The organism is Cobetia sp. UIB-001 (assembly GCF_044789135.1).
Classification (GTDB): domain Bacteria; phylum Pseudomonadota; class Gammaproteobacteria; order Pseudomonadales; family Halomonadaceae; genus Cobetia; species Cobetia amphilecti.
In genome coordinates this window covers 2571212-2589857 of sequence record NZ_CP058244.1, presented here as the reverse complement: position 1 = coordinate 2589857, position 18646 = coordinate 2571212, and the positions used below count along the sequence as shown (strand labels likewise).

14 protein-coding genes are annotated in these 18646 nt (G+C 56.6%); 13 read left to right on the top strand and 1 reads right to left on the bottom strand.

What is annotated here, in order from left to right; genetic code table 11:
• Positions 1-135: 135 nt before the first annotated feature.
• The 13 genes from gmd to HA399_RS10665 all read left to right on the top strand — a co-directional run bounded on the left by gmd (position 136) and on the right by HA399_RS10665 (position 17097).
• The gene (gene gmd / locus HA399_RS10725) at positions 136-1254 is read left to right on the top strand and encodes a GDP-mannose 4,6-dehydratase (RefSeq protein WP_404324951.1); all 1119 of its coding nucleotides are present in this window, start codon (positions 136-138) and stop codon (positions 1252-1254) included.
• Positions 1255-1256: 2 nt separating this feature from the next.
• Complete coding sequence (locus HA399_RS10720) at positions 1257-2231, top strand: GDP-L-fucose synthase family protein (RefSeq protein WP_404324950.1); 975 nt, start codon at positions 1257-1259, stop codon at positions 2229-2231.
• Between the two features lie 5 nt (positions 2232-2236).
• On the top strand, positions 2237-2719 hold the full coding sequence (locus tag HA399_RS10715) for a GDP-mannose mannosyl hydrolase (protein WP_404324949.1): 483 nt from the start codon (positions 2237-2239) through the stop codon (positions 2717-2719).
• Positions 2720-2745: 26 nt separating this feature from the next.
• The gene (locus HA399_RS10710; protein ID WP_404324948.1) at positions 2746-4152 is read left to right on the top strand and encodes a mannose-1-phosphate guanylyltransferase/mannose-6-phosphate isomerase; all 1407 of its coding nucleotides are present in this window, start codon (positions 2746-2748) and stop codon (positions 4150-4152) included.
• Between the two features lie 11 nt (positions 4153-4163).
• A complete protein-coding gene (locus HA399_RS10705; RefSeq protein ID WP_404324947.1) occupies positions 4164-4922 on the top strand; it encodes a glycosyltransferase family 2 protein in 759 nt (252 codons plus the stop codon).
• 8 nt (positions 4923-4930) lie between these two features.
• A complete protein-coding gene (locus HA399_RS10700; RefSeq protein ID WP_404324946.1) occupies positions 4931-5938 on the top strand; it encodes an NAD-dependent epimerase in 1008 nt (335 codons plus the stop codon).
• Between the two features lie 268 nt (positions 5939-6206).
• Positions 6207-7373, top strand: a complete 1167-nt coding sequence (locus tag HA399_RS10695) for a nucleotide sugar dehydrogenase (protein WP_404324945.1) — start codon at positions 6207-6209, stop codon at positions 7371-7373.
• A gap of 1116 nt (positions 7374-8489) precedes the next feature.
• Positions 8490-10250, top strand: coding sequence for an SLC13 family permease (locus HA399_RS10690; RefSeq protein WP_404324944.1), 1761 nt, complete (start codon positions 8490-8492; stop codon positions 10248-10250).
• A 90-nt stretch (positions 10251-10340) separates the two neighbouring features.
• The gene (cysQ, locus tag HA399_RS10685; protein WP_404324943.1) at positions 10341-11189 is read left to right on the top strand and encodes a 3'(2'),5'-bisphosphate nucleotidase CysQ; all 849 of its coding nucleotides are present in this window, start codon (positions 10341-10343) and stop codon (positions 11187-11189) included.
• 160 nt (positions 11190-11349) lie between these two features.
• A complete protein-coding gene (gene cysD / locus HA399_RS10680) occupies positions 11350-12291 on the top strand; it encodes a sulfate adenylyltransferase subunit CysD (RefSeq protein ID WP_216060507.1) in 942 nt (313 codons plus the stop codon).
• A 157-nt stretch (positions 12292-12448) separates the two neighbouring features.
• A complete protein-coding gene (gene cysN, locus HA399_RS10675; protein ID WP_404324942.1) occupies positions 12449-14368 on the top strand; it encodes a sulfate adenylyltransferase subunit CysN in 1920 nt (639 codons plus the stop codon).
• 492 nt (positions 14369-14860) lie between these two features.
• Positions 14861-16237, top strand: coding sequence for an O-antigen ligase family protein (locus HA399_RS10670; RefSeq protein WP_404324941.1), 1377 nt, complete (start codon positions 14861-14863; stop codon positions 16235-16237).
• A gap of 209 nt (positions 16238-16446) precedes the next feature.
• Positions 16447-17097 carry a DsbA family oxidoreductase gene (locus tag HA399_RS10665; RefSeq protein WP_054557317.1) on the top strand — a complete coding sequence of 217 codons (651 nt, stop codon included), beginning with the start codon at positions 16447-16449 and terminating at the stop codon, positions 17095-17097.
• A 196-nt stretch (positions 17098-17293) separates the two neighbouring features.
• Here HA399_RS10665 and HA399_RS10660 read toward each other — a convergent pair whose 3' ends face one another.
• Positions 17294-18628 (bottom strand): aminotransferase class I/II-fold pyridoxal phosphate-dependent enzyme, encoded by a 1335-nt coding sequence (locus HA399_RS10660; RefSeq protein WP_404326962.1) that lies wholly within the window; start codon positions 18626-18628, stop codon positions 17294-17296.
• Positions 18629-18646 lie beyond the last annotated feature (18 nt).

Sequence of the window (18646 nt, the reverse complement as noted above, 5' to 3'; positions counted from 1 at the left end):
ACCGTGCGGTCCAAAGTGCTGCGGTTATCCTATGAGTTCAGGGGGGATTGGCTATAATTATGTTTCACTTATGATTTTGCTTAAGTTGAAATTAAATGCTCGGCAAGTAATTAACTAATAAATTAAGGAGTTGAAGTGAAGAAAGCATTGATAACCGGTATCACAGGACAAGATGGATCTTACCTTGCTGAATTACTTCTAGAGAAAGGATACGAAGTACACGGCATCAAGCGCCGTGCTTCGCTTTTCAATACACAACGGGTAGATCATATATATCAGGACCCACATGTCGAGAACCAGAACTTCGTCCTGCACTATGGTGATCTATCAGATTCTTCCAATCTGACACGTATCATTCAAGAGGTGCAGCCGGACGAAATCTATAACCTGGCCGCTCAATCCCATGTTGCCGTCAGCTTTGAATCACCGGAGTACACCGCCGATGTCGATGCTCTGGGTACCCTGAGAATCCTGGAGGCGATTCGTCTACTGGGCTTGGAGAAGAAAACCAAGTTCTACCAGGCTTCTACCTCAGAGCTATTCGGCGAAGTACAGGAAGTCCCGCAGCGCGAAACCACACCTTTCTATCCGCGCTCTCCCTATGCGGCTGCCAAGATGTATGCCTACTGGATTACGGTCAACTACCGTGAGTCCTACGGTATGTATGCCTGTAACGGCATTCTCTTCAATCATGAATCCCCGCGCCGTGGTGAGACTTTCGTAACTCGCAAGATTACTCGTGGCCTCGCCAATATTGCTCAAGGCCTGGAAGAGTGTCTGTACATGGGTAACATGGATGCTTTGCGTGACTGGGGCCATGCCAAGGACTATGTGCGCATGCAGTGGATGATGCTTCAGCAGGAAGAAGCTGAAGATTTCGTCATCGCGACCGGTAAGCAGATTTCAGTTCGTGACTTCATTCTTCTGAGTGCCCAGGAACTGGGTGTCACCTTGCGCTTTGAAGGCGAAGGTGTTGATGAGCAGGCCATTGTTGCGCAAGTCGAGGGTGACAAGGCCCCGGCACTCAAGGTTGGCGATGTGCTTGTGCGGGTTGATCCGCGTTACTTCCGCCCTGCGGAAGTCGAAACTCTGCTGGGTGATCCATCCAAGGCAAAAGCCAAGCTTGGCTGGGAGCCGGAAATCACGGTAGAAGAAATGTGTGCCGAGATGGTGTCTGAAGATCTCAAGGTCGCCAAACGCCATGCACTACTGAAAGAGCATGGCTACGAGATCCCAGTTTCGGTGGAGGGCTGAGCATGTCACGCGATCTAGATCAGACGATTTTTGTCGCTGGCCACCGTGGGATGGTGGGTTCTGCTATCGTGCGTCACCTGCAGAAGCTCGGTTACCGCAACATCCTGACGGCTAGCCGCGAAGAGCTGGACCTGCTTGACCAAGCTCAAGTACAGGCTTACTTCCAGCAGCATGCTATTGACCAGGTTTATCTGGCTGCTGCCAAGGTGGGCGGGATTCAAGCCAATAATACCTATCCGGCTGACTTCATCTATCAAAACCTGATGATTGAAGCGAACATCATTCACGCTGCGCATATGGCTGATGTGGCTAAACTGCTTTTCCTGGGGTCTTCCTGTATATACCCCAAGCATGCAGAGCAGCCGATGCGTGAAGAAGCGCTTCTCACTGGCACCTTGGAACCTACCAACGAGCCATATGCCATCGCCAAGATCGCCGGTATCAAGCTCTGTGAGAGCTATAACCGTCAGTACGGCCGTGACTATCGTAGCGTGATGCCGACGAATCTTTACGGTCCGCATGACAACTTTCACCCGCAGAACTCTCATGTGATTCCTGCCTTGCTGCGTCGTTTCCATGAAGCCAAGCAGCAAGGGGAAAGAGAAGTTGTTGTCTGGGGTAGCGGCAATCCGATGCGTGAGTTCCTGCATGTCGATGATATGGCAGCGGCCAGTGTGCATGTCATGGAGCTCGACGATAGCGCCTATCAGGCCAATACCTCACCGATGCTATCTCATATCAATGTCGGTACCGGGGTGGATTGCACCATCCGCGAGCTGGCTGAGACTGTACAACGGGTGATTGGTTTTGAAGGCGAACTTACATTTGACGCCAGCAAGCCAGATGGTACGCCCCGCAAGTTGATGGATGTCTCACGTCTCAAGGCACTTGGTTGGGAGGCGAGCATTACCCTGGAAGAAGGGCTTGTGGATGCCTATGGCTGGTTTATCGACAATCAGGACCGCTTCCGTGGCTGATTCTCATGCATGAAGCATCTGTAACCACTCAAGGTTGGCTAAGCAAGGATGACTTTCGGCACATCGTGTCGCATGCACCGCTTGTTTCCATGGATTTTGTGGTTACCAATTCTCAAGGTGAGTGGTTATTGGGAGAGCGGTTGAACCGGCCGGCACAGGGCAGTTGGTTCGTCCCTGGCGGGAGGGTGCTCAAGGGAGAGACTCTCGAAGCTACCGCTCAGCGCTTGACTCAGGATGAACTGGGACAAGTCGTGCCGCTTTCCAGCATGCGTTTCCTCGGTGTCTATCAACACTTCTACACCGACAGCATGTTTGATGCCGAGATCTCGACGCACTATATAGTGCTCGCTTATCAATTGAATATTGATATTGATCTCGTAATCTTGCCTCGCCAGCAGCACGGTGGCTACCAATGGTGGCCACCGAGCGCTATCGCCCAGGACCAGAAGGTACATGCCAATACGCGTGCCTACTTGCCGGCGGTATAACTTTGCAATCTTCACAAGGAATTCCCATGATCACTCCTGTCATCATGGCCGGGGGCAGTGGCTCACGGCTGTGGCCACTGTCGCGCCAATTGAATCCCAAACAGTTCTTGCCCCTCACTGGCGAGGGCAGCATGCTGCAGGAAACACTCAAGCGCCTGGAACCCCTTGAGCATCGCGCGCCATTGCTTATCTGCAATGAAGAGCACCGTTTTCTGGTCGCCGAGCAAGTGCGCCAGCAAGGGGTATCCGGCGCGCGTATATTGCTTGAACCTGAAGGTCGTAATACGGCGCCTGCGATAGCAGTGGCAGCGCTTCATGCCATAGCGGAAGACCCGAATGCCTTGCTGCTGGTATTGGCGGCTGATCACCTGATTCGTGATGTTGCGAAATTTCACGAAAGCATTGGTCATGCACGAATGCTGGCTGAGCAGAATCAATTGGTCACGTTCGGGATAGTACCGACGCATGCTGAAACCGGTTATGGGTACATCCAGCGTGGTGAAGGGCTCAATGACTTCGGTTTCCGCGTCAAGCGCTTCGTCGAGAAGCCAGACATCGATACCGCTGAAGATTATCTGGCCTCTGGTGGCTATTACTGGAACAGCGGGATGTTCCTCTTTTCTGCCCAGAGCTACCTGGAAGAGCTGGAACGCTTCCAGCCTGCGATGGTTGAAGCGTGTCGAGCGGCACTGGCTGGCGCGAGTCAAGATCTCGACTTTACCCGCCTGGATGCGGAAGCCTTCAAGGTCTGCCCATCAGACTCCATCGATTATGCCGTAATGGAGCGTACTGAGCGGGCGGCTGTTGTGCCGCTTGAAGCGGGTTGGAGTGATATAGGCTCCTGGTCAGCGCTGTGGGATGTCAAGGAACATGATGCGCAAGGGAATGCCTGTCATGGGGATGTCATGCTTCATGATAGTCATGGCTTGATGGTGCATGCAGATCACCGCCTGGTGGCTACAGTCGGTGTTGAAGACTTGGTCGTGGTAGAGACCAAGGATGCTGTACTGGTCGCTCACAAGGACCGGGTGCAGGAAGTCAAGAAGATCGTCGAACGCCTCAAGAGCGAAGGCCGGCAGGAGCATATCAATCATCGTGAGGTTTACCGCCCCTGGGGTGTCTACGACAGCATTGATAAGGGCGATCGTTACCAGGTCAAATGCATTACCGTGAAGCCTGGCGCGAAACTCTCCGTCCAGATGCATCATCATCGTGCTGAGCATTGGGTAGTCGTCTCTGGGACGGCGAAGGTTACCATTGGCGACAAGACTCAACTTGTCAGTGAGAATGAGTCAACCTACATCCCCATTGGCCAGGTTCATGCATTGGAAAATCCCGGCAAGATACCCCTGGAGCTGATTGAAGTTCAGTCCGGTTCTTACCTGGGTGAAGACGACATCATCCGTTTCAATGATCGATATGGGCGAAGCTGATGAGTTCACAGTTGAAAATCTCCGTCGTTACGGCCTGCTTCAATAGTCAGGCCACGATAGGCGAAGCGATAGCGACATTGAAGCGTCAAAGCTGGGGGAATGTCGAGCACGTAGTCATCGATGGGGCCTCCAAGGATGATACTGTCGAGGTGGCGCGTAAAACCCTGGGCCCGGTCGATGTGTTGGTATCAGAGCCTGACAAAGGGATCTACGACGCGCTCAACAAAGGTATCGTGAATTCGACAGGTGATATTGTCGGTTTCTTGCACTCTGATGATCTGTACGCGCATGACGAAGTCTTGTCACGTGTGGCTGCCTGCTTTGAAGACCCTGAGATTGGTGCCGTATATGGCGACCTTCAGTATGTGAAAGCGGCCAATACTACCCATGTCATTCGCCATTGGAAGTCAGGCAGTTTCAGCACTGACAAGCTGAAATATGGCTGGATGCCACCGCATCCGACGTTTTTCATGCGTCGAGAGCTCTATGAAGAGTTGGGGGGCTTTGATCTCGCTTACCGTATTGCCGGCGACTATGATGCCTTGCTTCGTTACCTTGCCAGTGACAAGGTCAAGGTACATTACCTGCCTGAGGTTTTGGTGAAGATGCGCCTGGGAGGCGCCAGCAATGGTAGTTTGAAACAGATCATCCGCAAGTCACGAGAAGATATTTTCGCCATGATGAAGAATGGGGTGAATCCTTTACTTGCATTACCAATTAAGAATATTTCCAAGTTATCACAATATATCGTTGCTCGTTTAAATAATTAGAGGGTGTGATGAACATAATAGTGACTGGAGCTGCGGGCTTCATTGGTGCTGAAGTCAGCAAGCGTCTGCTGAAGGCAGGGAAAAATGTCATTGGCGTTGATTCACTCAATGATTACTACGATGTCTCACTGAAAGAGGCTCGCCTTGAACTCATCCAGCAGTCTCCTGAATTCACGTTCCTGAAGCTTGATCTTGCGGATCGTGATGCAGTAGAGAAAGTTTTTGCTGAGAACGAGATTTCTCATGTCATTCATCTAGCCGCTCAAGCAGGGGTGCGCTATTCGCTGGAAAACCCGCATGCCTATGCGGATGCCAATATGCTGGGTTTCTTGAACATTCTGGAAGGCTGCCGTCATCACAAGATTGAGCATCTGGTCTATGCCTCTTCCAGCTCCGTTTACGGCCTGAATGCCAAGGTTCCGTTCTCTACCAAGGATGGTGTGGATCACCCTGTCAGCCTCTATGCGGCGAGCAAGAAGTCCAATGAGTTGATGGCGCACACTTACTCTCACCTCTATGGCATTCCGACGACTGGCCTACGCTTCTTTACCGTATATGGCCCCTGGGGTCGTCCAGATATGGCCATGTACAAGTTCACCAAGGCCATTTTCGAAGGCAAGTCCATCGATGTGTATAACCACGGCGATCTATCGCGTGATTTTACTTACATTGACGATATCGTTGAGGGGATCATTCGCATCAAGGATGTCGTCCCTCAGGCTGGTCAGAAATCGGCAGCGGAGGGCCTTGCTCCGGATGAAAGCCCTGCACCCTATGCCCTCTACAATATCGGCAATGGTAGCCCGGTTCAGCTGATGGACTTCATCAGTGCCGTTGAGAAAGCGACGGGTATTGAGGCCAAGAAAAACTATATGGATATGCAGCCCGGAGATGTTTCTCAGACCTGGGCGGATACTGAAGATTTCTTTGCTGCGACTGGCTATCGTCCGCAAGTCGGGGTAGAAGAAGGGGCTCGCCGTTTTGTGGAGTGGTACCGCAACTACTTCTCCATCTAGTAGGGTTTCGCTGCTCGTTACCTAATCAAGATGTCATCTTTATAGTCAGGTTTTCATTTGTATTGTTCAGTGGCTATCGTTATATCAGTTGAGATTCACTGATAGCTCTTGGCAGTACATGACTGTGCTGATGTTGATATCAGATTGCTCAAGGAGGATGGTAGTGATTCAACTCGGCTTTCCCTCAAGGAACTTCAGCGCCTGCCAGCAGTCTGATGTCTTCAGTATTTTTAGCTATTCGTTACGGTAAACACAGGAAATATTTGAAATGAAAATTGCCATCGCAGGCACCGGCTATGTCGGTCTTTCCAACGCCATGCTGCTTTCTCAGCATCATGAAGTCGTCGCGTTGGATATCGTGCCGGAGAAGGTGGAAGGCCTGAACCGTGGTATCTCGCCTATCGTCGATAACGAGATCCATGAGTTTCTGGCACGTGGAGATCTGAATTTCCGCGCTACCCTCGACAAGGAAGAGGCCTACCGCGATGCCGATTTCGTGATTATCGCGACGCCGACGGATTACGATGCGACCACCAACTATTTCAATACCAGGAGTGTTGAAGCGGTGATTCAGGATGTGCGCGACATCAATCCTGAAGCGGTGATGGTGATCAAGTCGACTGTGCCAGTGGGCTATACGGTAGAGGCGCGTGAGCGTTTCAATACCGAAAATCTGATCTTCTCGCCGGAGTTCCTGCGCGAAGGCAAGGCACTGTACGACAACCTGCATCCTTCTCGCATCATCGTCGGTGAGCGCTCCGAGCGTGCCGAGGTGTTCGCTGGCCTGCTCAAGGAAGGCGCGATCAAGCAGAGTGTTGATGTGCTCTTCACTGACAGCACCGAGGCGGAAGCCATCAAGCTGTTCGCCAATACCTACCTGGCGATGCGAGTTGCCTACTTCAATGAGCTGGATACCTATGCCGAGTCACATGGCCTGGATGCCAGGCAGATCATCGAAGGTGTAGGACTGGACCCGCGCATCGGGCAGCATTACCACAACCCGTCATTCGGGTATGGGGGCTACTGTCTGCCGAAGGATACCAAGCAGTTGTTGGCCAATTATCAGGAAGTGCCCAACAACATGATCCAAGCCATCGTCGATGCCAACACCACGCGTAAGGATTTCATTGCGGAATCCGTGCTCAAGCGTAACCCAGAGGTGGTAGGGGTATATCGACTGGTGATGAAGTCCGGTTCTGACAACTTCCGCGCCAGTGCCATGCAGGGCGTGATGAAGCGTATCAAGGCCAAGGGCGTGGAAGTGGTGGTATATGAGCCGGTGCTGGAAGAAGACACCTTCTTCGGTTCACGCGTCATGCGTGATCTCGAGGCATTCAAGCAGGAAGCGGACGTCATTCTGAGCAATCGCATGGCCGAAGAGCTCGCTGATGTGGTCGACAAGGTCTACACCCGCGATCTGTTCGGCAACGATTGATACTATGTTCTGGCTTGTCAACGAAAACGCCGCATACTTGTGATGCGGTGTTTTCGTATGGGCTTACAGGAAACTGGATGCTGCCTACCTGATGCGATGAAGGAGGGCAGTTAGGTCAGGCTATATCGCTCATCTAGTTTGCGATAACTCTTGGTAGTGTTCAGCTGAGATGCTCGTATAATTATTGACATCTATACCATTAGTTTAGGAAGGCCGGTATGTCGTCATTCACCTCTGCTGTGCACTCTAGTTCCTCCCTATTCCTTCTTTTCCCTTTGACCTCGCGCGGCGTTTCTTACAGTGTTTTTTTGTTCGAATTACTCAGTTTGGTAATACCTTAAGGCTATAGATTGGGGCAGGTAGTGCTTGTGTTGATCAGCAGCTATTGTGTTCGGTATGACGACGGGTCTCGCAACCTTGTCACTAATGAGCACCTTGCTACACGGGTCGCGTAAGGTGACAACTGTGCCAATTTGTCTGTTGATAGCTCCACCGATGCTGTTTCTGGTGTTGAGGCCCCCATCCGCGCTCGGAGGAGGCATTTGGGGCGGGTTGATCTTGACTAGAGTACAGCTGGCTGCTGGGCGTTTAGTAGAATCTGGCATAGGGAGCACATCGTGTAGGCGGTTTTACTAGCACTAGCAATTTCAGTTATATCTGTAGTTATTACAAAACCGTGTTCTTATCTCCAATAAAAATCACTTTGAGTTGATACAAGCTTTTATCAATAAAGTGTTTTAATTATATTGGAAGCAACTCTTGTCAAATATTGTCTTTTTGTAGTAATAAATTAATGTTTTTGAATTTCACTTTTTAACTATTTAAGCTTGTGGCTAATAGGGTTTTCATTTAATCCGGACTTGATCTCACAAGTTTTTTACATTGCTGGATTTCTAGGAAAGGGTCATAGGTTTATCAACCAATATGTAAAGTCACTGCTTATGTTTTATTGCAAAAAACTAATAATATATGACGCTCTAATAATTTTTTTGAATCATGTCTAGTATGTCATTTTCGTGTTTTGGTCAGCTATACATAGCTGAATAAGCGCATAAATTGATAATGAGTAGTTTGAGAATTCCAAGGGAACGCTAGTAGATGGAAATCGCGCAGCACATGGATGCTTTTGTCACCCTGGTGGTGACGGTAGGAGTGTTGGCAGGGCTTGTCTGGAATCGTTGGCCGGCGGAGTGGCTGATGATGGCCGCTGCCGTGTCGTTGATTCTGCTGGGCGTCATTTCTCCGGCGACCTTCCTGGCCGGATTCGCCAACCCGGGCATCATGACCATCGGCGCGCTTTTCGTGGTCGCCGCCGGCGTGCAGGAAACCGGGGCGCTGCGCTGGATGCTCGAGCGTCTGCTCGGGCGCCCCAGCTCGCCTTCTTCAGCATTGGCACGCCTGATGCCGATCACCTCGCTGCTCAGCGCCTTTCTGAACAACACCCCCGTCGTCGCACTCTTCATTGGCCTGGTTCAGGGCTGGTGCGCGCGCATGAAAATCTCGCCTTCGCGTCTGCTGATGCCCATGAGCTATGCCGCCATTCTCGGCGGTACCTGCACCCTGATCGGCACCAGTACCAATCTGGTCGTCGACGGCCTGCTGCAGTCCCAGGCCAACCTGCCCGGGCTCGGCATCTTTGATATCTCTGCACTGGGCGTGCCTGTGCTGATCATCGGTACCCTGTGGATGGTGCTGATCGGCTGGCGTTTCCTGCCCCAGCGCAAGGGGCTGGTCGAGCAGCTCGGTAATGGTCGCGAGTATTCCGTGGCCATGCGAGTGGCCGACAAGGGGCCGCTGCACGACAAGAGCATCGAAGAGGCGGGCCTGCGTAGTCTTCAATTCGGCTATCTGGCCGAGATCGAACGTTCCGGCAAGCTGCTGTCCATGGTCGGCCCTGACACCATTCTCCAGTCCGGTGATCGCCTCATCTTCGTCGGTGTCGCGGACACAGCGCATGAAGTGCGTGTTTTCCGCGGGCTGGAAAGCGACGCCGCAGGCCTGGATCTGGATCATCACCAGCGCCGCATGGTCGAGGCCGTCATCGCCCCTAGCTCCCCCGTCGTCGGCATGAACGTACGTGAAGCGCGCTTTCGTACTCGCTATCAATCCGTGATTCTCGCCGTGTCACGTGATGGTGAGCGCATCAACAGCAAGGTCGGTGACATCGTGCTGCGCCCCGGTGACACCCTGTTGCTGGAAGCCGCTGCCGATTTCACGCGCCTGCATCGTTATAACCGCGAATTCCTGCTGGTCAGTACGCTGGATGGCAATGGCATGCCCAACCTCACCAAGGCGCCCATCGCACTCGCCATCATGAGCCTAATGATCATCACGCACCTGGCGGGCATGGCCGAGCTGGTCGAGGCGGCCGTGGCGGCCGCCATTCTGATGGTCTTTACCGGCTGCCTCCCGGCCTCGCAGGCGCGCGCCAGCATCGATGGCAGCGTGCTGGTCGTCATTGCCGCTGCCTTGGGGCTGGGACAGGCGATGACCGACAGTGGTGCGGCCCAGATGGTGGCGGACCAGCTCATGCAGCTGGGCGGCGGCTCGCCGCTGCTGATGCTGGCACTCGTCTATCTCACCACGACGCTATTTACCGAGATCATCACCAACAACGCCGCCGCCGTGTTGATGTTTCCGATCGCCATGGCGGTCAGCGAGCAGCTGGGGGTCTCATTGATGCCCTATGCGATTGCCATCATGTTCGCGGCCTCGGCCAGTTTTCTCACCCCGCTGGGCTATCAGACCAACCTGATGGTGATGGGGCCGGGGGGCTACAAGGTGTCCGATTACATGAAGGTCGGTTTGCCGATGAGCCTCATCGTCGGCGTCACTTCGGTCGCTCTGATTCCGCTGATCTGGCCATTTACGAGCTAAACCATTTTCTGCTTCGTCTGGCAGCCGCTGGCGAGCGTTACCCTTTACATCGTCAGCCTGGCTGGCGAATTCACACTGACAGGAAGGCACATGACGGATACGACAGTGAGCACGACCGACAGCACGACACGCGCCATGTTGAATACGTTGGAGGCCATTGCTCGCAAGGCGGGCGCTGCCATCATGGAGATCTACGAGAGCGGTGACTTCACGGTCGACATGAAGTCGGATGATTCCCCGCTGACCACGGCAGACCGTGCAGCACATGCCGTCATCGTCGACGGTCTGAAGGCCATGGAGGCCGAATTTGGCGCCACACCGATCCTGTCCGAGGAAGACGCGGACATCAGCTGGGATGTGCGCAGTGACTGGACGCGTTACTGGCTGGTCGATCCCCTGGATGGCACCAAGGAATTCATCAAGCGCAATGGCGAATTCACCGTCAACATCGCGCTGATCGAGCAGGGCGTACCGACCATGGGCGTCGTCTACGCGCCGGCCATCGAGACGCTCTACGTCGGTGCCCAGCAGGCGAAAGGCCAGGCCGCCATCGCCGAGAAGCAGGTTGGCGAGGGTGAGCGTCAGGCCATCGCCGTCAGTGACGTGCCGAGCAGCACCGACAGCTGGCGCATCGTCGGGAGCCGCTCTCACCAGACCGAAGAATTCAAGGCGTTCGTCGCCGACTTCGCTGCCTGCGATATCGTCGCCATGGGCAGCTCACTGAAGCTGTGCCTGGTGGCGGAAGGGGCGGCAGATCTCTACCCACGCCTCGGCCCGACCTGTGAATGGGATACCGGTGCCGCGCATGCGGTGGTCGAAGCCGCGGGTGGTCAGGTGCTGAATGCCGAGACCCGTCAGGCGCTGCGCTACAACCAGCATGACAGCGTGCTCAACCCCTATTTCATCGTCTGTGCCAAGCCGGCCGCTCCCTGGGCATGAACCAGGCGCTAGACAGAGGGTAGGCAAGCGTCACGGGACTGACGCCAGAAGATGTCAGTCTCGTGTCAAAGATACTATGTTCTCTTCGCAGCGAGTGTCGTGTGTCAGCGTGTGCGAAGAGGATAAGGACAACTAGCAGAGTGATCTCAAGGAACCTGTAATGACTGCATCATCTACGGCCGACAAGCTCGGCATCACACCGGAACGTCAGACCCACCTCAAGCAGCTTGAGGCCGAATCCATTCACATCATCCGTGAAGTGGCAGCGGAATTTGCCAATCCGGTCATGCTGTACTCCATCGGCAAGGATTCCGCCGTCATGCTGCACCTGGCGCGCAAGGCCTTTGCGCCGGGCGTGCCGCCGTTCCCGCTGATGCACGTCAACACCACCTGGAAATTCCAGGAAATGATCAAGTTCCGCGACGAGATGGCCGCGGAAGTCGGCATGGAATTGATCGAGCACATCAACCAGGAAGGCGTCGCGGCGGGCATCAACCCGTTCGATCATGGCAGCGCCAAGTACACCGACATCATGAAGACCGCCGGTCTCAAGCAGGCACTCGACAAGCACGGCTTCGATGCTGCCTTCGGTGGTGCACGTCGTGATGAGGAAGCCTCGCGCGCCAAGGAGCGTGTCTACTCCTTCCGCGATCAGTACCATCGCTGGGACCCCAAGAACCAGCGTCCGGAGCTGTGGAACATCTACAACTCCAAGATCAACAAGGGTGAGTCCATCCGCGTCTTCCCGCTCTCCAACTGGACCGAGCTGGACATCTGGCAGTACATCTATCTCGAATCCATCAAGATCGTGCCGCTCTATTACTCCGCCGTGCGTCCGGTGGTGAAGCGTGACGGCCTCGACATCATGGTCGACGACGACCGCCTGCCGCTCAAGGAAGGCGAAGTGCCGGAAATGAAGTCCGTGCGTTTCCGCACCCTGGGCTGCTACCCGCTGACCGGCGCCGTGGAATCCACCGCCGCGACCCTGCCGGAAATCATCCAGGAAATGCTGCTGACGCGTACCAGCGAGCGCTCCGGGCGTGCCATCGATCACGACCAGGCAGGCTCGATGGAGAAGAAGAAGCGCGAAGGTTATTTCTAGGATTCCTCCCCGGAAATTGCTTCAACTGGCCTCTAAGGGCCATGACGCGCCTCAAGGCATGCAGGACTCTACAAATTGACAGGACGAGGGATGTCCTCAGCGCTGGAAGCGTCGCACGCCACAGACGCTCGCGCCGGACAGGCCTCGTTCAGGGAGAATGACAGTGTCACACCAGTCGACGATGATCGCGGAAAATATCGAAGCCTATCTCAAGGAACACGAGCAGAAAGACCTGCTGCGTTTCATCACCTGCGGCAGCGTGGATGACGGTAAGTCGACCCTGATCGGTCGTCTGCTTCACGACTCCAAGATGATCTATGAAGATCAGCTGGCCGCCATCACCCGCGATTCCAAGAAGAGCGGCACCACCGGCAAGGTCGATCTGGCGCTGCTGGTCGATGGCCTGCAGTCCGAGCGTGAGCAGGGCATCACCATCGATGTCGCCTACCGCTACTTCTCGACCGACAAGCGCAAGTTCATCATCGCCGATACCCCGGGGCACGAGCAGTACACCCGCAACATGGCGACCGGGGCGTCCACCGCGAGCCTGGCGATCATCCTGATCGATGCGCGTTATGGCGTGCAGACCCAGACCCGTCGCCACAGCTACATCTGCTCGCTGCTGGGCATTCAGCACCTGGTGGTCGCGGTCAACAAGATGGATATCGTCGACTACTCCCAGGAACGCTTCGACGAGATCGTCGCGGACTACAAGGAGTTCGCCAAGGACCTGGAAGTCCCTGATATCCGCTTCGTGCCGCTGTCCGCGCTGGAAGGCGACAACGTCGTCTCCATCAGCGAGCACACCCCGTGGTACGACGATGCCGCCACCTACGAGGCGCGTCCGCTGATGGACATCCTCGAGACCGTCGATGTCACCGAGGACAGCAACCTGACCGACCTGCGCTTCCCGGTGCAGTACGTCAACCGCCCGAACCTCAACTTCCGTGGCTACTGCGGCACCCTGGCCGCCGGTACCGTCTCACCGGGTCAGCAGATCAAGGTTCTCCCGTCCGGCAGCACCTCCACCGTCGAGCGCATCGTCACCTTCGATGGCGATCTCGACATCGCCTGGCCGGATCAGGCCGTCACGCTGACCCTGACCGACGAGATCGATATCTCGCGTGGCGACATGATCGTTGCTGAAGATTCCGATCTGGAACCGTGCACCGCCTTCACCGCGGACGTGGTGTGGATGCATGAGGACCCGCTGATCGTCGGCAAGGAATACGAGCTCAAGCTCGGCACGTCCAGTGTCATCGGTCGCGTCGGTCGCATCATCCACCAGACCGACGTCAACACCATGGCGCGCAACGAAGCGGAGAACATCCCGCTCAACGGCATCGCCCGCGTGCAGGTCGAACTGACCCAGCCGCTGGCCATGGACAGCTACCAGCGTTCACCGCATACCGGCAGCTTCGTGTTCATTGACCGCCTGTCCAACATCACCATCGGTGCGGGCATGGTCAAGGAGACCCTGAGCGCCAGCAACATCGTGTGGCACGACATGGCGGTCACCAAGCAGCGCCGCGCCGATCGCAACAAGCAGAAGCCGTGCATCATCTGGTTCACCGGCCTGTCCGGTGCCGGCAAGTCCACCGCCGCCAATGCGCTGGAACGTCAGCTGTTCGCCATGGGCTACAACACCTACCTGCTGGACGGCGACAACGTGCGTCACGGCCTGTGTGGTGATCTGGGCTTCAGCGAAGACGACCGCGCCGAGAACATCCGTCGTGTCGGCGAAGTCGCCAAGCTGATGGTCGATGCCGGCATGATCACCCTGGTCAGCTTCATTTCGCCGTTCCAGGCCGATCGCCAGACCGTACGCGACATGGTTGGTTCTGATGAGTTCATCGAAGTCTTCGTCAACACGCCGATCAGTGTCTGCGAAGAGCGTGATCCCAAGGGCCTGTACCGCAAGGCGCGTGCCGGTGAGATCAGCGACTTCACCGGCATCAGCTCGCCGTATGAAGCGCCGGAGAAGCCGGAAATCGAGATCAACACGGGTGAACTGAGCCTCGAGCAGACCGCACTCAAGCTGGTCAATCAGCTCAAGCACTACAACGTCATCGGTTGATGCATTCACGCCGATCAGCCCTCGCCGCAAGGCGGGGGCGTTTGCCGTTTCAGGACTCACATATGACTTTATCCCGATTCAAACAGCGCTTGACGAGTATCTTGCGACAGTAAGCAGGCCCCCAGCTCGCTCAACGTCTCGAGGCGTTCAAGCAGGAAGCGGACGTCATCCTGAGCAATCGCATGGCGGAAGAGCTCGCTGATGTGGTCGACAAGGTCTACACCCGCGATCTGTTCGGCAACGATTGATACTGTGTTCTGGCTTGCCAACGAAAACGCCGCATCCTCGTGATGCGGCGTTTTCGTATGGGTTCACAGGGTACGGGGTAGAGGGAGCAGGTGATGACTTTCATGCTGCGCACCTGATGCCAAGGAGGAGGGCAGTTGTGTCAGGCTATCCCGCTCATCAAGCTCACGATGACTCTCTGCCGAATTCGGCCGAGATGCCCGTATCACCGTTCACATCGTCATCTTTGGATCAGGAAGGCAAGGTATGCCGTCATTCGCTTCTGCTGCGCGCTCGGATTCATCCGGTGTTGCTCCGTATTTTCCCCCTATGATCTCGCGCGCCGTTTCCTGCAATGTCTTCCTGTTCGGCTTGCTCAGCCTGGTGATGCCTTCTGGCTATAGCCTGGGGCCGGCCTTGCTGGTGTTGATCAGTGGCTATTATTGCCTGCTGCGCAAGCCGCGCAAGCCGCGCAAGCCGCGCAAGCCGCGCAAGCCGCGCGTGCTGTTGAGGGCCGCCCATAAGCAAGACCTGGCGGTGATCGGCGTGGTGGCAGGCCTCGCAGCCTTATTGCTGGTAAGCATCTTGCTGCAGGGGGATGCATGGCAGACGACAGGCGTGCCGATTCGTCTGTTGCTGGCTGTGCCGGTGCTGTTGCTGGTGTTGTCGTGCCCACCCTCGCTCGGGGCCATGTGGGGCGGGTTGATCCTCGGTAGTGTGCTGACCGGCAGCTGGGCGATGTGGCAGAAGCTGGTGTGGGGCGTGCATCGTGCGGGTGGCTTCACCAATACCATCAACTTCGGCGATATCTGCATGTTGATGGGGCTGATGTGTCTGGCAGGCCTTGGCTGGGCGATGAGTCAGGCGGGAGCTCGGCGGCGCTATTGGTTGCTGGCGCTTCTGATCGGCGGCGCGTTCGGCATCATCGGCTCCTTGATGTCGGGGACGCGCGGCGGTTGGATCGGCTTCCCGTTTGCCGCCTGGGTGCTGTATCGCAGTTATGGTGAGGTGATCTCGCGGCGTGTGCTGCGGTTGGGCGTCTTCATGTGTGCCGGGGTGATCGCCCTGATGGTGATCACCCCGGCGACCGGCATCCAGCAACGTGTCGAAGCCGGCGTCTCGGATGTCACGAAGTACGTGGAGGACCGCAATGCCGGCACCTCGGCGGGGGCGCGTCTCGAGATGTGGCGAGGCGCCTTGCTGATGATTGCCGAGCAGCCGTGGCTGGGCAGGGGCGAGACAGGTTACGCCGAAGCGCGTGATGCGATGATCGAACAGGGCGAGCTGAGCCGCCATGTGCAGCCGTATGAACATCCCCATAACGAGTTTCTCGATGCGTGGGTCAAGCGCGGGATATTGGGGCTGCTTGCATTGCTGGCCCTCTATCTGGTGCCGCTGCGCCTCTTCTATCGTCGCCTGGACAGTGACGACCTGACATTGCGCTCACTGGCTGTCGCCGGGGTACTGCTGCCGCTGACCTTCCTCGACTTTGGCATGACCTGGGTGATGTTCTCCCAGGCCAGCGGCGTGATGGTCTACGCCTACTGGTTGGCGATCGTCTGGGGCACGCTGCGCGCCCATGAGCGTCGCCTTGAGATAGTGCCGCCTGCTGCTTTTGATACAGCCCAAGGCAAGCATGACTGATCGGGATGTCTGCATGGAATATCAGACCTGAAGAGGCGACAGCGTTCAGCGCTTGGCGCTCTGGTGATTCGACGCTCAGGCGATCCGACACTCTGGAGAGGCTTTGACCTGAGCACGCACGAGGTCTACAGTACGCGCAAATTTGAGCAGTCGCTCACGAATATTGACGAGCGGTGAGGCGCATTGCCTCGCCGCTCAGGAGAATGGATATGCAAGACAAGCTCAAGATCGACATCGTCTCCGATGTGGTATGCCCGTGGTGCATCATTGGCTACAAGCGCCTCGAGAGCGCCATTCAGTCACTGGGCCTGGAAGACAAGGTCGAGATCGAATGGCAGCCCTTCGAGCTGAACCCGGACATGCCGGCCCATGGCGAGAACCTGCGCGCGCACTCTGAACGCAAGTACGGCACCACACCCAAGGGCAGTGTCGAGGCGCGCCAGAACCTCGCCAACCTGGCGGCTGAGGAAGGGCTGGTCTTCAACTACTTCGACGACATGCGCATGGTCAATACCTTCGAGCTGCACGTACTGCTCGAGTACGCCGCCGAGCAAGGCATGCAGCATGACCTGATGATGCAGTTCTTCGCGGACTTCTTCACGCTGCAGAAGGACATGTCAGACCGCGCCGTGATGGCGGACTCGCTGGCTGCGGTCGGGCTGGATGCTACGGAAGGGCTAGCGCAGCTCGATGACGCCGAGGCACGTGAGCAGGTCGTCCAGCATGAGAATCACTGGAAGCAGATGGGCATCTCCAGCGTGCCCACCTTCGTCTTCAACCGCCGCAGTGCCCTGAGCGGTGCTCAGCCCAAGGAAGTGTTCGAGCAGGTGCTGAGCGAACTGATGGCAGAGCAGTCTTGAGTCACTGACGCCTGGCTCCGCCACTGATTCTTGTCGTGACAAAAACGCGGCCCCGCTGAAAAGCAGGGCCGCGTTTTTCGTTGTGGGGTGTGTCAGCAGTGAAGGCTTTGCGAAATCTCGATCAGCCTTGGCTCACCATTCTGACTTCCTGCGCTGACTTGTCACTCTGGCTCACAAGTCTGACTCACCAGTCTGGTCAAAGACCCGCCTTGATATTGCTCAGCTGCTGCATGAGCGTGTCGAGGACGGCGTCGACCTGCGCTTCGGTGTGCTCGCAGGAGAGGAAGAAGCGCAAGCGCGCGCTCTTCTCCGGCACGGCGGGGTGCAGGATGGGCTGGACGTTGAAGCCTGCCTCGAACAGCTGGTTGGAGAGGCGAGCGGCCACCAGCGAGCTACCCAGAATCACCGGTACGACGGCAACGCCCAGGCTGTCGCCGACATCGAGCCCCAGTGCGCGGGCGCGCTTGAGGAAGTAGCCGGAGACATCGTGCAGGCGGGCGATACGCTGCCTGGCATCGTCGCCCTGGAGCAATTCGAGAATCTTCAGAGAGGGGGCGGCGACCTGTGCCGGCATGCCCACCGAGTAGAGGAATCCCGGCGCGAAGTAGCGCAGCATGCTGACCAGCTCCTTGCAGCCGGCGATATAGCCGCCGCAGCCGGACAGCGTCTTGCTCATCGTGCCCATCCAGATATCGACGTCACGCGCATCGATGTCGTAATGCTCTCTCAGGCCGAGGCCGCGCTCGCCGAGCACGCCGAAGGAGTGGGCTTCGTCGACCATCAGCCAGCAGCGGTACTTCTGCTTGAGGGCGATCAGACGCGGCAGGTCCGGCACGTCGCCGTCCATGCTGTAGAGGCCTTCGGTGACGATCAGCACGCGCTCGAACTTGCCCCGCTGGGCACGCAACAGCGCTTCCAACGCGTCCGGGTCATTGTGCGCGAACGGCATGCGGCGGGCGCCGGACAGCTGGGCGCCGACCAGCGAGCTGTTGTGGATCCACTCGTCATGCAGGATCAGATCCTTCGGCCCGAGCAGATAGCCCAGCGTGGAGACATTGGTGGCGTGGCCACTGACGAAGACCACCGCATCCTCGACGTCGTAGGTGCGCGCGACGGCGGCTTCCAGCTGCTGGTGGATCGGTCGCTCGCCGGAGACGGCGCGTGAGGCCGACACCGAGGTGCCATAGTGCGCGGCAGCGTCCGCCGCGGCCTTGACCACTTCCGGATGGCGCGAGTAGTCGAGGTAGTTGTAGCTGGCGAAGTTGACCAGCTCACGCCCCTCGATACGCGTCGTGGCGCCCGCGCAGCCTTCATGCACGCGGAAGAAGGGCTCCGGCACGCCAAAGGCGGCGCCGGCCTGCTGCATCATGCTGAGCTGCTGATAGCCCGGTTGGCGATCGAAGCGCACGAAGTCATCACTGATCTGAAGCGGTTCAGCGCTCTTGTGGGCGAAGATATCCTCATCATTCGACTGCGTATTGGCCGGGCGAGTGCGGCGCGCACGCGCCTTGTCGAGCAGTTGCTGCTTCATGTCACTGGCGGATGAAGC

Coding starts and splice junctions, on each gene's coding strand:
- HA399_RS10710 (WP_404324948.1), top strand. CDS start 2,746: ATGATCACTCCTGTCATCATGGCCGGGGGCAGTGGCTCACGGCTGTGG.
- HA399_RS10665 (WP_054557317.1), top strand. CDS start 16,447: ATGCAAGACAAGCTCAAGATCGACATCGTCTCCGATGTGGTATGCCCG.
- cysQ (WP_404324943.1), top strand. CDS start 10,341: ATGACGGATACGACAGTGAGCACGACCGACAGCACGACACGCGCCATG.
- HA399_RS10695 (WP_404324945.1), top strand. CDS start 6,207: ATGAAAATTGCCATCGCAGGCACCGGCTATGTCGGTCTTTCCAACGCC.
- HA399_RS10715 (WP_404324949.1), top strand. CDS start 2,237: ATGCATGAAGCATCTGTAACCACTCAAGGTTGGCTAAGCAAGGATGAC.
- cysN (WP_404324942.1), top strand. CDS start 12,449: ATGACAGTGTCACACCAGTCGACGATGATCGCGGAAAATATCGAAGCC.
- HA399_RS10720 (WP_404324950.1), top strand. CDS start 1,257: ATGTCACGCGATCTAGATCAGACGATTTTTGTCGCTGGCCACCGTGGG.
- HA399_RS10670 (WP_404324941.1), top strand. CDS start 14,861: ATGCCGTCATTCGCTTCTGCTGCGCGCTCGGATTCATCCGGTGTTGCT.
- HA399_RS10660 (WP_404326962.1), bottom strand. CDS start 18,628: ATGAAGCAGCAACTGCTCGACAAGGCGCGTGCGCGCCGCACTCGCCCG.
- HA399_RS10690 (WP_404324944.1), top strand. CDS start 8,490: ATGGATGCTTTTGTCACCCTGGTGGTGACGGTAGGAGTGTTGGCAGGG.
- HA399_RS10700 (WP_404324946.1), top strand. CDS start 4,931: ATGAACATAATAGTGACTGGAGCTGCGGGCTTCATTGGTGCTGAAGTC.
- cysD (WP_216060507.1), top strand. CDS start 11,350: ATGACTGCATCATCTACGGCCGACAAGCTCGGCATCACACCGGAACGT.